Origin of the sequence: Flavobacterium flavipigmentatum (assembly GCF_020911905.1) — a bacterium.
In the GTDB taxonomy this organism is placed as follows: domain Bacteria; phylum Bacteroidota; class Bacteroidia; order Flavobacteriales; family Flavobacteriaceae; genus Flavobacterium; species Flavobacterium flavipigmentatum.
In genome coordinates this window covers 3,365,562-3,379,701 of sequence record NZ_CP087133.1, presented here as the reverse complement: position 1 = coordinate 3,379,701, position 14,140 = coordinate 3,365,562, and the positions used below count along the sequence as shown (strand labels likewise).

General features: G+C 38.8%; 6 protein-coding genes, 2 tRNA genes and 3 rRNA genes. 9 read left to right on the top strand and 2 right to left on the bottom strand.

The window, feature by feature from the left end:
- Nucleotides 1-10 precede the first annotated feature (10 nt).
- The 6 genes from LNP22_RS14580 (at nucleotide 11) to rrf (ending at nucleotide 6,954) form a co-directional block, all read left to right on the top strand.
- Nucleotides 11-691 carry a DUF4294 domain-containing protein gene (locus LNP22_RS14580; protein WP_229974102.1) on the top strand — a complete coding sequence of 227 codons (681 nt, stop codon included), beginning with the start codon at nucleotides 11-13 and terminating at the stop codon, nucleotides 689-691.
- 1,007 nt (nucleotides 692-1,698) lie between these two features.
- A 16S ribosomal RNA gene (locus tag LNP22_RS14575) occupies nucleotides 1,699-3,212 on the top strand.
- Nucleotides 3,213-3,334: 122 nt separating this feature from the next.
- A tRNA-Ile gene (locus LNP22_RS14570) sits at nucleotides 3,335-3,408 on the top strand.
- A 107-nt stretch (nucleotides 3,409-3,515) separates the two neighbouring features.
- Nucleotides 3,516-3,589, top strand: a tRNA-Ala gene (locus LNP22_RS14565).
- Between the two features lie 198 nt (nucleotides 3,590-3,787).
- Nucleotides 3,788-6,670, top strand: a 23S ribosomal RNA gene (locus LNP22_RS14560).
- A 174-nt stretch (nucleotides 6,671-6,844) separates the two neighbouring features.
- Nucleotides 6,845-6,954, top strand: a 5S ribosomal RNA gene (rrf, locus tag LNP22_RS14555).
- The 16S, 23S and 5S rRNA genes sit together here with 2 tRNA genes alongside, the layout of an rRNA operon.
- 727 nt (nucleotides 6,955-7,681) lie before the next feature.
- Here rrf and LNP22_RS14550 read toward each other — a convergent pair.
- Nucleotides 7,682-8,326, bottom strand: coding sequence for an endonuclease III domain-containing protein (locus LNP22_RS14550; protein ID WP_229974101.1), 645 nt, complete (start codon nucleotides 8,324-8,326; stop codon nucleotides 7,682-7,684).
- 68 nt (nucleotides 8,327-8,394) lie between these two features.
- On the bottom strand, nucleotides 8,395-9,261 hold the full coding sequence (locus LNP22_RS14545; RefSeq protein WP_229974100.1) for an alpha/beta hydrolase: 867 nt from the start codon (nucleotides 9,259-9,261) through the stop codon (nucleotides 8,395-8,397).
- Between the two features lie 138 nt (nucleotides 9,262-9,399).
- On the opposite strand from LNP22_RS14545, the gene LNP22_RS14540 reads away from it, so the two are divergent.
- The 3 genes from LNP22_RS14540 (at nucleotide 9,400) to glgB (ending at nucleotide 14,098) form a co-directional block, all read left to right on the top strand.
- Nucleotides 9,400-10,827, top strand: coding sequence for a glycogen synthase (locus LNP22_RS14540; protein WP_229974099.1), 1,428 nt, complete (start codon nucleotides 9,400-9,402; stop codon nucleotides 10,825-10,827).
- The gene (locus LNP22_RS14535) at nucleotides 10,817-12,097 is read left to right on the top strand and encodes a glucose-1-phosphate adenylyltransferase (RefSeq protein WP_229974098.1); all 1,281 of its coding nucleotides are present in this window, start codon (nucleotides 10,817-10,819) and stop codon (nucleotides 12,095-12,097) included. The genes LNP22_RS14540 and LNP22_RS14535 overlap by 11 nt, the downstream gene beginning before the upstream one ends.
- 93 nt (nucleotides 12,098-12,190) lie before the next feature.
- Nucleotides 12,191-14,098: a 1,4-alpha-glucan branching protein GlgB gene (gene glgB / locus LNP22_RS14530; RefSeq protein WP_229974097.1), complete on the top strand. Its 1,908-nt coding sequence runs from the start codon at nucleotides 12,191-12,193 to the stop codon at nucleotides 14,096-14,098.
- Nucleotides 14,099-14,140: the final 42 nt, after the last annotated feature.

Below are 14,140 nucleotides of genomic sequence, written 5' to 3'. Positions count from 1 at the left end.
TTATGACTCTATGAGATGTACCAGTTTTATTTTATTTTTTATGTTAGTTTGCTTTCTCGGTGAAGCTCAGGTTACGCCCAAGGAAAATACCGAGATGGGTTATATACTCACCGAAAACGATTCGATCTTAAATGATACCATCCAATTACCGGAGATTATTATTTCTAGAGAGAAATTAGATCCAGAAGCACAAAAACAATTTATGATTCTTCAAAACAGAGTCTATAAAACATATCCGTACGCAAAAGTAGCTTCAGACAGATTAACCGCACTAAACCGCGGAATGGCTCGTTTGAAAACCAATCGCGAAAAGAAAAAATATTTTAAAATCGTAGAAGACTACTTAAATAATGAGTTCGAAGATAGGCTCAAAAAGTTGTCACGCAAGCAAGGTCAAATTCTCGTAAAGCTCATTCATCGCCAAACCGGAATCACAACATACGAATTGGTCAAACAACTAAAAAGTGGTTTTAAGGCTTTCGTATCCAACTCGACTGCCAATTTATTTGATATAAGTTTAAAGAGAGAATACAAACCCTACGAAGTAAACGAAGACTATCTCATAGAAACCATTCTCGTCAGAGCCTTCGAATCTGGCAGATTAATAAATCAGAAACCCGCCAATCCTGTAAATTATAATGATTTGATGACGCATTGGGAAGCAATGGCAAAAAAGCCTCTCGAAAAATAACATGTTACATAATAACCCGACATTTTTTTCGATCTGTCGGGTTTTTCATTTGTACCTAATATATAATGTATTTTTTGAGGAGCTATTTCCTGCTATTCGTTTCAATCTTTTGTGCCGAACCCCGGCACAAAAGGATTTCCACTTCTATCAGGGCTAGGGGTTGTTGTTTTCATAGGAAGAGATGTATCTATAATATATATAAGGACAAAGCATCATACTATTATTAAAGTCTTATACTATATATGGTATACAAACGAAAAGATATCGCCTTTGCATTGACGATTAAAACGTTTTAAAAGTTTCAAATGTGTTCTTCAGGAGAAAAAAGTATTTTTTAGGTGCGTTTGCAAAGTTGCGATAAAAGGGGTTGTATGGTTGTTAAGTCAATAAAAATGGTTGTTTGGGGTTGCGGTGTATTGTGAAGTCTTGAAAAGTAAAAAGATAATTCTCACAAATTCCAAAAAGGTATAAAAGCTAAGTTTGCTGTTATCAGAAAGTTAAGAAAAAGTTTTACAAAAGGTTTAAAATATGTAACAAAAAGTCTTGTAAATGTAAATAAAGGGACTACTTTTGCACCCGCAACAGCGATAGACGTTCACTGAAATACTGACAAGTTGAGATAATCAAAAGAAAATTTATTTTCAAAAAAGATTGTAAAAAGCTTGTGAGATTTGAAAACAGATGTTACATTTGCACCCCGCAAAACACGGAAAGTTCATTGATAGATTGGTAAGGTTGAGAAGTGAAAAAGGAAATAAATTTTCTTAAAAAAAAACTTCAAAAACATTTGCCAGTTAAAAATAATTTTCTACTTTTGCACCCGCTTTGAGAAACAACGATAAGCGTAAAAGAATAAATAAATACACGTTCGTAGACATATTGAATTGACAGCCGTTTTAACAGAGATGTTAGAGCAAAAGAATAAGAGTAATGGAATCGAGAGATTCGAGAATAACCACTAGAGAAAGCATCATTATAAATAGCTTAAGTAATTAAGCACACAATATACGATGAAGAGTTTGATCCTGGCTCAGGATGAACGCTAGCGGCAGGCTTAACACATGCAAGTCGAGGGGTATAGTTCTTCGGAACTAGAGACCGGCGCACGGGTGCGTAACGCGTATGCAATCTACCTTTTACAGAGGGATAGCCCAGAGAAATTTGGATTAATACCTCATAGTATTACGACTCGGCATCGAGATGTAATTAAAGTCACAACGGTAAAAGATGAGCATGCGTCCCATTAGCTAGTTGGTAAGGTAACGGCTTACCAAGGCTACGATGGGTAGGGGTCCTGAGAGGGAGATCCCCCACACTGGTACTGAGACACGGACCAGACTCCTACGGGAGGCAGCAGTGAGGAATATTGGACAATGGGCGCAAGCCTGATCCAGCCATGCCGCGTGCAGGATGACGGTCCTATGGATTGTAAACTGCTTTTATACGAGAAGAAACACTACTTCGTGAAGTAGCTTGACGGTATCGTAAGAATAAGGATCGGCTAACTCCGTGCCAGCAGCCGCGGTAATACGGAGGATCCAAGCGTTATCCGGAATCATTGGGTTTAAAGGGTCCGTAGGCGGTTTAGTAAGTCAGTGGTGAAAGCCCATCGCTCAACGGTGGAACGGCCATTGATACTGCTAAACTTGAATTATTAGGAAGTAACTAGAATATGTAGTGTAGCGGTGAAATGCTTAGAGATTACATGGAATACCAATTGCGAAGGCAGGTTACTACTAATGGATTGACGCTGATGGACGAAAGCGTGGGTAGCGAACAGGATTAGATACCCTGGTAGTCCACGCCGTAAACGATGGATACTAGCTGTTGGAAGCAATTTCAGTGGCTAAGCGAAAGTGATAAGTATCCCACCTGGGGAGTACGTTCGCAAGAATGAAACTCAAAGGAATTGACGGGGGCCCGCACAAGCGGTGGAGCATGTGGTTTAATTCGATGATACGCGAGGAACCTTACCAAGGCTTAAATGTAGTTTGACCGTTTTGGAAACAGAACTTTCGCAAGACAAATTACAAGGTGCTGCATGGTTGTCGTCAGCTCGTGCCGTGAGGTGTCAGGTTAAGTCCTATAACGAGCGCAACCCCTGTTGTTAGTTGCCAGCGAGTCATGTCGGGAACTCTAACAAGACTGCCAGTGCAAACTGTGAGGAAGGTGGGGATGACGTCAAATCATCACGGCCCTTACGCCTTGGGCTACACACGTGCTACAATGGCCGGTACAGAGAGCAGCCACTGGGCGACCAGGAGCGAATCTATAAAACCGGTCACAGTTCGGATCGGAGTCTGCAACTCGACTCCGTGAAGCTGGAATCGCTAGTAATCGGATATCAGCCATGATCCGGTGAATACGTTCCCGGGCCTTGTACACACCGCCCGTCAAGCCATGGAAGCTGGGGGTGCCTGAAGTCGGTGACCGCAAGGAGCTGCCTAGGGTAAAACTGGTAACTAGGGCTAAGTCGTAACAAGGTAGCCGTACCGGAAGGTGCGGCTGGAACACCTCCTTTCTAGAGCCTGAGTGTTAGCACTAGTGCACGCTTAGGAAAAAAGATGTGGATCTTTTGGATATGAATTTTAAAATTCGATTACTCTTGCTGTTAGTTCAAATAATAAATTTTAAGTAAAACAGAGTCTCGTAGCTCAGCTGGTTAGAGTACTACACTGATAATGTAGGGGTCGGCAGTTCGAGTCTGCCCGGGACTACTATTTAACTTAAAAAAAGGAAATTCTAGAAGTTGGAATTCACCAAAAGAAATTAGAGAAGAATTAGAAATCTAAAATCTGAATTCTACAATCTAAGATTGCAAAATGGGGGATTAGCTCAGCTGGCTAGAGCGCCTGCCTTGCACGCAGGAGGTCAACGGTTCGACTCCGTTATTCTCCACAAGAAGTACAAAGATAGTAGTACAAAGTATCAAGATTAGTCTTAATACTTAATACAAGAATCTTACATACTTATTAAAGTTCATTGACATATTGAGATAAGAAAATAATAAAAAGTAGAAAGCGTTTTTTATTATAAGTAGCAATACAAATAATAAAAGACAAAAAAAAACGGTCATAATTGATTTTATGATTGGTACAATAAGCAAAATAAGGGCGTATGGGGGATGCCTTGGCTCTCAGAGGCGATGAAGGGCGTGATAAGCTGCGAAAAGCTACGGGGATCGGCACACACGACTTGATCCGTAGATACCCGAATGGGGCAACCCACTATGTTGAAGACATAGTACACCGATAGGTGGGCAAACCCGCTGAACTGAAACATCTAAGTAGGCGGAGGAGAAGAAAACAAAAGTGATTCCGTAAGTAGTGGCGAGCGAACGCGGATTAGCCCAAACCAATGATGTTACGGCATTGTTGGGGTTGTAGGACCACGAGATTTTATGTACAAGGAACCGGAAGTTACTGGAAAGTGACACCATAGAGGGTGATAGTCCCGTATGGGTAACGAGTATAATAGATAGTGGTATCCTGAGTAGGGCGGGGCACGTGAAACCCTGTCTGAATTTGGCGGGACCATCCGCTAAGGCTAAATACTCCTGAGAGACCGATAGTGAACCAGTACCGTGAGGGAAAGGTGAAAAGAACCGTGAATAACGGAGTGAAATAGATCCTGAAACCATACGCTTACAAGCGGTCGGAGCCCTTTCGTGGGGTGACGGCGTGCCTTTTGCATAATGAGCCTACGAGTTAACGTTGCTGGCAAGGTTAAGTGGTTAAGCCACGGATCCGTAGCGAAAGCGAGTCTGAATAGGGCGCTTTAGTCAGTAGTGTTAGACGCGAAACCGTGTGATCTACCCATGGGCAGGATGAAGCTGTGGTAACACACAGTGGAGGTCCGAACCGGTTGACGTTGAAAAGTCTTCGGATGACCTGTGGGTAGGGGTGAAAGGCCAATCAAACTCGGAAATAGCTCGTACTCCCCGAAATGCATTTAGGTGCAGCGCTGAGCGTAAAATTATATAGAGGTAGAGCTACTGATTGGATGCGGGGGCTTCACCGCCTACCAATTCCTGACAAACTCCGAATGCTATATAATGTTTCTCAGCAGTGAGGGCTTGGGTGCTAAGGTCCAAGTCCGAGAGGGAAAGAACCCAGACCATCAGCTAAGGTCCCCAAATATATACTAAGTTGAAAGAACGAGGTTTGTCTGCCCAGACAGCTAGGATGTTGGCTTGGAAGCAGCCATTCATTTAAAGAGTGCGTAACAGCTCACTAGTCGAGCGGACGAGCATGGATAATAATCGGGCATAAGTATATTACCGAAGCTATGGATTTAGAGTTTACTCTAAGTGGTAGGGGAGCATTCTAACAGGGTTGAAGGTGTATCGTAAGGTATGCTGGACTGGTTAGAAAAGAAAATGTAGGCATAAGTAACGATAATGCGGGCGAGAAACCCGCACACCGAAAAACTAAGGTTTCCACAGCTATGCTAATCAGCTGTGGGTTAGTCTGGTCCTAAGGCGAACCCGAAAGGGACAGTCGATGGCTAACGGGTTAATATTCCCGTACTACTAATTACTGTGATGGGGTGACGGAGTGATGAAAGCGCCGCGAACTGACGGAATAGTTCGTTGAAGTACCTACCTATAAGATCTGCAGGCAAATCCACAGATTTTGGGGAAATACGATAGTACTCGGCGTCTTCGGACAAAGAGATAGTGCGCCTAAGGGCTTCCAAGAAAAACCTCTAAACTTCAGGTAATTAGTACCAGTACCGTAAACCGACACAGGTAGTTGAGGAGAGAATCCTAAGGTGCTCGAGAGATTCATGGCTAAGGAATTAGGCAAAATAGACCTGTAACTTCGGGAGAAAGGTCGCCAGCGCAAGCTGGCCGCAGTGAAGAGGTCCAGGCGACTGTTTATCAAAAACACAGGGCTCTGCAAAATCGTAAGATGAAGTATAGGGCCTGACACCTGCCCGGTGCTGGAAGGTTAAGAGGAGATGTTATCTTCGGAGAAGCATTGAATTGAAGCCCCAGTAAACGGCGGCCGTAACTATAACGGTCCTAAGGTAGCGAAATTCCTTGTCGGGTAAGTTCCGACCTGCACGAATGGTGTAACGATCTGGACACTGTCTCAGCCATGAGCTCGGTGAAATTGTAGTAACGGTGAAGATGCCGTTTACCCGCAGTGGGACGAAAAGACCCTGTGCACCTTTACTATAGCTTAGTATTGACCTTGGATAAATGATGTGTAGGATAGGTTGGAGACTGTGAAGTGGCGTCGCTAGGCGTTGTGGAGTCATTGTTGAAATACAACCCTTTGTTTATCTGAGGCCTAACCCCGCGATTGCGGGGGACATTGCTTGGTGGGTAGTTTGACTGGGGTGGTCGCCTCCAAAAGAGTAACGGAGGCTTCTAAAGGTTCCCTCAGTACGCTTGGTAACCGTGCGTAGAGTGCAATGGCATAAGGGAGCTTGACTGAGAGACATACAGGTCGATCAGGTACGAAAGTAGAGCATAGTGATCCGGTGGTTCCGCATGGAAGGGCCATCGCTCAAAGGATAAAAGGTACGCCGGGGATAACAGGCTGATCTCCCCCAAGAGCTCATATCGACGGGGGGGTTTGGCACCTCGATGTCGGCTCGTCACATCCTGGGGCTGGAGAAGGTCCCAAGGGTTGGGCTGTTCGCCCATTAAAGTGGCACGCGAGCTGGGTTCAGAACGTCGTGAGACAGTTCGGTCTCTATCTACTGTGGGCGCAAGAAATTTGAGTGGATCTGATTCTAGTACGAGAGGACCGAATTGGACAAACCTCTAGTGTATCTGTTGTTCCGCCAGGAGCATCGCAGAGTAGCTACGTTTGGAAGGGATAAGCGCTGAAAGCATATAAGCGCGAAACCCACCACAAGATGAGATTTCTTTTAAGGATCGTGGGAGATGACCACGTTGATAGGCTATAGATGTAAAGGCAGTAATGTCATAGTCGAGTAGTACTAATAATCCGTAAGCTTATGTACACCCTTTTCCCGAGCCGCAAGGCTCGGGGAGAAACTTTCTAAATCAATACTTTTTTCTTTATCTCAGTATGTTAAGATATTTGCTCGACGCAGAGCAGTCTTAAAGACGAAAGTCAAAATTCTTAAAGTGAAATACTTTAGACTTTATGACCTTAGACTTTAGACTAACAACCTTAAGGTGGTTATTGCGGCGGGGCTCACCTCTTCCCATCCCGAACAGAGTAGTTAAGCCCGCCTGCGCAGATGGTACTGCAGTTATGTGGGAGAGTATGTCGTCGCCTTTCTTTTTAAAACCCCTGTTTCAATCGAAACAGGGGTTTTTTGTTTATAAAAAAATCTCCAAATTTAATAAATAATGGATCAAGACGAAAACGGGGATCAAGACGAAAACGGATCAAGACGAAAACCTGTGGAGTGATAAAAATTATGCATAAATAGTTAGGGATTCCTAAAAGTGCGTTAAGGATGTAAGTGGCATCCTTTTGCGATCGATTCATACTCTATCATACCCAAAATATCCCTCGCAAAAGATATAGCGGACAGCCTGACCCATAGGGAAACGCCATAAATAGTAAATACGAAAGGCTAGAATAATAACGATAAACTTTTCTTATTCCTCTTAGCGTATTATCAAAAAATAAATTACTATTTTGATACAAGCGATTCTAACGAATTAAAAAATAAATTACATCTTTCTAAATAAAGTTTCTTCTGATTTTTTTTTGAAAAAAAAGGGTTTGTATCCTCTGAAAATATTCTAATGAAGTATGGAAACTTGGTAAATTGTTTTGATCTTCAAAATAATGTTTGACTAAGATGGCAATAATGTTTAATTAAATTTTTAAAATCATGAGAGTATGTAGAGAAGTTAGTCGCTGGATAACAGAAAATGTACAGCAACCTGTTGAAAACTGGATAAATAGAGAGGAGCGAAGATGTAGAGAACACTCTTGTAACTGGTAGTTTTTGTGCTGCAATAAATAGATCACAGACCAAGGCTTAATTTGTTTATTAGGCCTTGTTTTTATAGAAATTGCAATAATCATTTATAAGGCAGCAATCACATTTTGGTTGGGTAGGGCGACAAATTTCCCTTCCCAAAAATGAAATCGCCATTCCGATTTCTAGCCAAATATTTTGTGGTAGGATTTTCATAAGTTCATTTTCGACTTTATTACCATCTTTATTTTCTGCCACTATACCGATTCTTGGTGCTACACGAATTACATGAAGATCAACAATAATTCCCTCATGCGCTTGTTTTGCTTCTCGCAATATTACATTGGCAGATTTTCGTCCGATGCCTTTTAAAGCAACTAATTCTTTCATATTTAATGGAATTTTTTCATCACTTTGCAGTGTCTTTGCAATATCCAGAATCCATTTTGACTTGGTTAAAAAATTTCTAACCTTACTAATATAGGGTAATAAAGTTCCTTCATCAGTGTTTGCAAGACTACTAAGAGTTGGAAATTTTTCAAAAAGTATTGGTGCTATTTTATTAATATTAGCATCAGAATCCTGAGCAGATAAAATCACCATAATCATCAATTGATAAATGTTTTGGTGTTCTAAAGGATGCTTTTTACCCTGATATTTGGCTAGAATGGGTGCTAATTTTGTCTCCCAATTTGATGTTTCTCCAAATAAATCCATTTAATTTTCTTTAGGTATTTTGTTAGTTATAACTGCCAAATAAGAGGTAATTAAGTTTTTTTTTGGAACTATTTAATAAAATTAATTATTTTTTGAATAACATCTTTATCACCCAAAATTTTTCGATGCCCTAAACCTTCCGTTACGACTAATTCACTATTTTCTAAATATTTATGAATATGAATTCCTGCTGTTACAGGTACATCATGATCATTCTTATCATGAATAACTAAGACCGGAATTTTTACCTCTTGAGCCGCTACATAAGCAGAGAAATCATTCATTTTTACTTTGTATTTATTTTCAAAATAATCGCATAAGCGTTGACTATAAATTGGTTTTAATTTTATTTTTGAAGTAAAATCCTCTAAAATATCTTGTACAATATCACCACTTCCTATGATTACCGCCTTCTGTACTTTTAGACCTTTTTTTACCGAATTTAGGACTGACATTCCCCCCAAAGAATGTCCTATAGCTATTTCGAATGGGCCATATTGTTTTTCTATTTCAAGAATAGACTCAATAAAATCCATCATAATTGTTGTTTTTCCAGCCGATTTTCCATGAGCTGGCGCATCAAAACTCACAGTAGTAAAACCATTGGCCAATAATTCATCTGCTATTTTAAATAACTGTGTACCACGCCCAGACCATCCATGGACTAACAAAACTGTACGTTTACTCTCATTTTTTCCGTATTCGTAGGTAATGATTTCTTTTTTAATAGTAGGGATCCATAATTTTTTCTGAATACTTTTTAGTTCCATATCAAGCTCTCTTGCAGGAATTTTATGTTTTATAGGTGTTGTAAAAAGCCTAGCAGCAAATGATGTCGCCAATTTTGAAGAAATTAAAGAACTTATTTTACTAATTATAAGAATATACTGTGGAATTTTTAAAGACTGAGTTTTTTTCTGAGATTTCTTTGTCATTTTAATAAATCGGAATTATTGTAGTGATTTTATTATTTTTTTGCTAAATTTAGAAAACATAAAAGTACTACAAATAATAAGTATTTTATCAACTTTTAATTTGAATTGAAGCGCATCTTTAGATTTAAAATTTAATAAATGGAAATTTTTCATATCAGTGCAGAATGTTATCCTGTGGCAAAAGTGGGTGGTTTGGCCGATGTTGTCGGAGCATTGCCAAAATATCAAAAGATAGCGGGCCATCACGTAAGAGTTGTAATGCCTTGTTATGATACAAAATTTAAGAGTGAAAATATCTTTGAAACCGTCTATTCGGGAACAGTAAAATTAGGAAGTTTCAATTTTCCGTTTAGTGTTTTAAAGGAAACAACTGATAAATTAGGCTACGAGCTGTATTTGATTGAAATTAAGGAACTTTTTGATCGTCCTAATGTTTACGGCTATCAAGACGATATTGAGCGATTTGTATCTTTTCAGATTGCTGCACTCGATTGGATTACAGCTCGGGAAACTATTCCTGATATTCTCAATTGTCATGATCATCATACAGGGTTAATTCCTTTTATGATGCAATATTGTTACAAATATTCCAAAATTGAGAAGGTAAAAACGGCTATCACCATCCATAACGGATTGTATCAAGGGCAGTTTGGTTTTGACAAATTATATTACATACCCGAATTTGATTTGAAGCATGTTGGTTTTTTAGATTGGGATTATGCTATTAATTCTTTGGCAGTTGCCGTAAAATGCGCTCACGCTGTAACCACTGTTTCCCCGAGTTATTTAGACGAGATTAATGTTTTTGCAAATGGATTAGAATCACTTTTTAATTCTGTTCGGAATAAATCAAAGGGCATCCTTAATGGTATTGATATAGAAGTCTGGGATCCCTCAAAAGATGCTATGATTGAGCAAACATTTTCTATAAAAGATTTCGAAAAAGGAAAACAAAAAAATAAAGAAAAACTATGCGAAATATTCGAGTTAGACGCTACAAAACCACTTTTTAGTTTCATAGGCCGATTGTTTGAAGAAAAAGGAGGCGATTTACTTCCTGAGGCTTCGGCCTTGGCCTTGGCAGAAAATTTTAAAGCCCTTAATATTTTGATTTTGGGTTCAGGTAATGCAGGTATTGAAGAACAATTAGCAGAGTTAAAAAAGGATCATAAAGGCAATTACAATGTTTTTATAGGATATAATGAAGAGTTATCACATTTAATTTATGCAGGCTCTGATTTTATATTAATGCCTTCAAGAGTAGAACCTTGCGGGTTAAACCAAATGTATTCGTTGCGTTACGGTACCGTTCCGATTGTACGAAGAACAGGTGGTTTGAAGGATACTATTATTGATTTTGGAGATAACGGAAATGGTATTTGTCATGATCAGGCATCTGTAGGAGATATTGTGTATTCTATAAATAGAGCTGTGGAGCTTTATGATGATAAGGAAAGTTTTAATAAAATAAGAACGCTTGGAATGGGGACAGATCATTCTTGGGAAAGCGTTTGTCAGGAATATATCGAAATTTACAACTTAATAATTCGGAAAAATGAGATTTAACAAAAAAAGTATTGTTGCCATTATTTTAGGGGGAGGTCAAGGGTCTCGTCTATATCCGTTAACAGAAACAAGATCTAAACCAGCGGTACCCATTGGGGGTAAATACAGACTGGTTGATATCCCGATTTCAAACTGTATCAATTCTGATATATACAAGATGTTTGTCCTGACACAGTTTAATTCGGCATCACTAAATGCGCATATCAAAAACACGTATAACTTTAGTGTTTTTAGCAGCGCTTTTGTTGATATTTTGGCAGCAGAGCAAACGCCCGATAATCCTACCTGGTTTCAGGGCACAGCAGATGCAGTAAGGCAGTGTATGCCCCATTTTTTGAATCATGATTTTGAATATGCCCTGATTCTTTCAGGAGATCAGTTATATGAAATGGATTTTAGTGCCATGATCAAAAAACACATAAAAAATGGTGCCGATATTTCTATTGCAACCCTACCCGTAAACGCAAAAGACGCTCCTGAATTTGGAATATTAAAAACCAATGCGGATAATGAAATTATATCATTTATAGAGAAGCCAAATGCTTCGTTATTGCCAGAATGGGAATCTGAAGTGAGTGATGAAATGAAGAGCCAAGGCAAGCATTACCTGGCTTCAATGGGGATTTATATTTTTAATCGCAAGCTTTTGGTAGAATTGATGTCTAATACAGAGACAAAAGATTTTGGTAAAGAAATAATTCCGCAAGCCGTTGGAAACAAAAAAATATTAAGTTATCAATACGAAGGATATTGGACAGACATTGGAAATATTGATTCGTTTTTTGAAGCGAATATTGGTCTTACGGATGACTTGCCAAAATTTAACTTATTTGATAATGATAAAAAGATTTTTACAAGACCGAGATTACTGCCTCCGTCAAAATTTTTCAAAACAACAATTGATAAAACCCTTATTTCAGAAGGTTGTATTATAAATGCTAAAGAAATTATCAGGTCTGTAATCGGTATTCGCTCTAGAATTGGGGTTGATACGGTTATCGAAAATTGTTATGTAATGGGTAACGATCTCTATCAAAATCTAAAAGATTTGGAAGATGATATCGAAAACGGCAGAAAACACATCGGAATAGGGGAAAGATGTTTTATAAAAAATGCGATTGTAGATAAAAACTGCCGTATCGGAAACGATGTTTACATCAACGGCGGACCTCATTTAGAAAATATTACGAGCGATTTGTATGCCATCAAAGACGGAATTGTTGTCATCAAAAAATCAGTCACGATTCCAGATAATTTTAGAATTGAATAAAATTTTAAAAACCTATTTTTTCTAAATTTCTAGTTTTAGACTAAAGATTTTAATTTATTAATTTTCTATTTATTTAGAAATTACAATCAATATATGAGCAACGTTATTACGCACTCTTTATTTACAGATTTTGACATCAATTTATTTAAAGCTGGAAAACATTATAAATTATACGAAAAATTAGGAGCACATTTAATTGAAGTTGATGGTGTAAAAGGAGTTTATTTTGCTGTTTGGGCTCCAACAGCGCAGTCTGTTTCGGTTGTTGGAGATTTTAATTATTGGACACAAGGTGAGCATCTTTTACAAGTTCGATGGGATTCTTCAGGTATTTGGGAGGGTTTTATTCCTAATCTTGAAAAAGGAGCGCTGTATAAGTATAAAATACAGTCGAATATTGACGGGCTTGTAACCGAAAAAGCTGATCCTTTTTCATTATACTGCCAAAAACCACCACATACCGCATCGGTAATTTGGGATTTAGACTATAACTGGAATGATAATAAATGGATGGATTTGCGTCAGGAAAGTAATGGTCTTGATAAACCTTATTCTGTCTATGAGTTACATTTAGGGTCCTGGAAGCGCAATGCTCATGACAACTCTTTTCTAAGTTACGTGCAACTTGCAGAAGATTTGGTTGCTTATGTCAAAGAAACTGGGTTTACGCACGTGGAGTTCATGCCCGTAATGGAGTATCCTTATGATCCCTCTTGGGGTTATCAATTGGTAGGATATTTTGCGCCTACTTCACGTTTTGGCAAACCACAGGATTTTATGTTTTTGGTAGATAAGCTTCATCAGGCAGGAATTGGTGTTATTCTCGACTGGGTTCCGTCTCATTTTCCAGATGATGCACATGGTTTGGGCTTTTTTGATGGCTCGCATTTATACGAACATCCAGATCGCAGAAAAGGCTATCACCCCGATTGGAAGAGTTTGGTTTTTAATTACGGTCGCAATGAAGTACGCGCTTTCCTGATCAGTAATGCTGTCTTTTGGCTAAGTCAATATCATGCAGATGGGTTAAGGGTAGATGCCGTAGCTTCTATGTTATACTTGGATTATTCCAGAAATGATGGAGAATGGGAGCCTAATATTTATGGCGGAAGAGAAAATCTGGAGACCATTAGTTTTCTTAAAGAATTTAATGAGGTGATTTACGCCAATTTTGTTGGAGTTCAGACCATTGCTGAAGAAAGTACTTCGTTTCCAATGGTTTCAAGACCTACTTTTACAGGTGGTTTAGGCTTCGGAATGAAATGGATGATGGGATGGATGCACGATACTTTAAAATATTTTCAAAAAGATACTATTTATAGAAAGTACCATCAAAACGATTTGACTTTTTCGATGACTTATGCTTTTACAGAAAATTTTATGCTGCCTTTTTCTCATGACGAAGTAGTCTATGGCAAGCAATCTATCGCCAATAAAATGCCCGGTGATGAGTGGCAAAAATTTGCCAATTTAAGATTATTGTATGGATATATGTTTACGCATCCGGGAACAAAATTATTGTTTATGGGCTCTGAATTTGGACAAACAGACGAGTGGAATTTCGAGAAAAGTCTAGACTGGCATTTATTACAATATGACTTTCATAAAGGAATAAAACAGACCATTACTGATTTGAATCAGTTGTATAAAAGCAGTCCTGCATTATATGAAAAACAATTTTCTGGCGATGGTTTCGAGTGGATTAATTACTCAGATCATCAGAATGCTGTTTTGTCTTACATAAGGAAGGGTAATAACGAAAGCCAAAATCTAATCGTAGTATGCAATTTTACTCCCGTTGTAAGAGAAAATTATCGTATCGGGATTCCTCAAAAAGGTAAATTAAAAGAAATTTTTAATACCGATTCCAGTCAATATGGAGGAAGTGGCGTCACGAATTCAGGTTTATTAGCTATTGAATCTTCTCCTTACGATGGCAGGGATTATTCTATCGAATTGATTTTACCTCCCTTGAGCGTCACCGTTTATTCTATCGCATAATGCTGTTACTTTTTTTTACTGTGATTTTATGATTTTTAGTTT

What these genes read in the sequence shown, in the direction of transcription:
- LNP22_RS14580 (WP_229974102.1), top strand. Translation starts at nt 11, where the DNA reads ATGAGATGTACCAGTTTTATTTTATTTTTTATGTTAGTTTGCTTTCTC.
- LNP22_RS14550 (WP_229974101.1), bottom strand. Translation starts at nt 8,326, where the DNA reads ATGGATTTATTTGGAGAAACATCAAATTGGGAGACAAAATTAGCACCC.
- LNP22_RS14545 (WP_229974100.1), bottom strand. Translation starts at nt 9,261, where the DNA reads ATGACAAAGAAATCTCAGAAAAAAACTCAGTCTTTAAAAATTCCACAG.
- LNP22_RS14540 (WP_229974099.1), top strand. Translation starts at nt 9,400, where the DNA reads ATGGAAATTTTTCATATCAGTGCAGAATGTTATCCTGTGGCAAAAGTG.
- LNP22_RS14535 (WP_229974098.1), top strand. Translation starts at nt 10,817, where the DNA reads ATGAGATTTAACAAAAAAAGTATTGTTGCCATTATTTTAGGGGGAGGT.
- glgB (WP_229974097.1), top strand. Translation starts at nt 12,191, where the DNA reads ATGAGCAACGTTATTACGCACTCTTTATTTACAGATTTTGACATCAAT.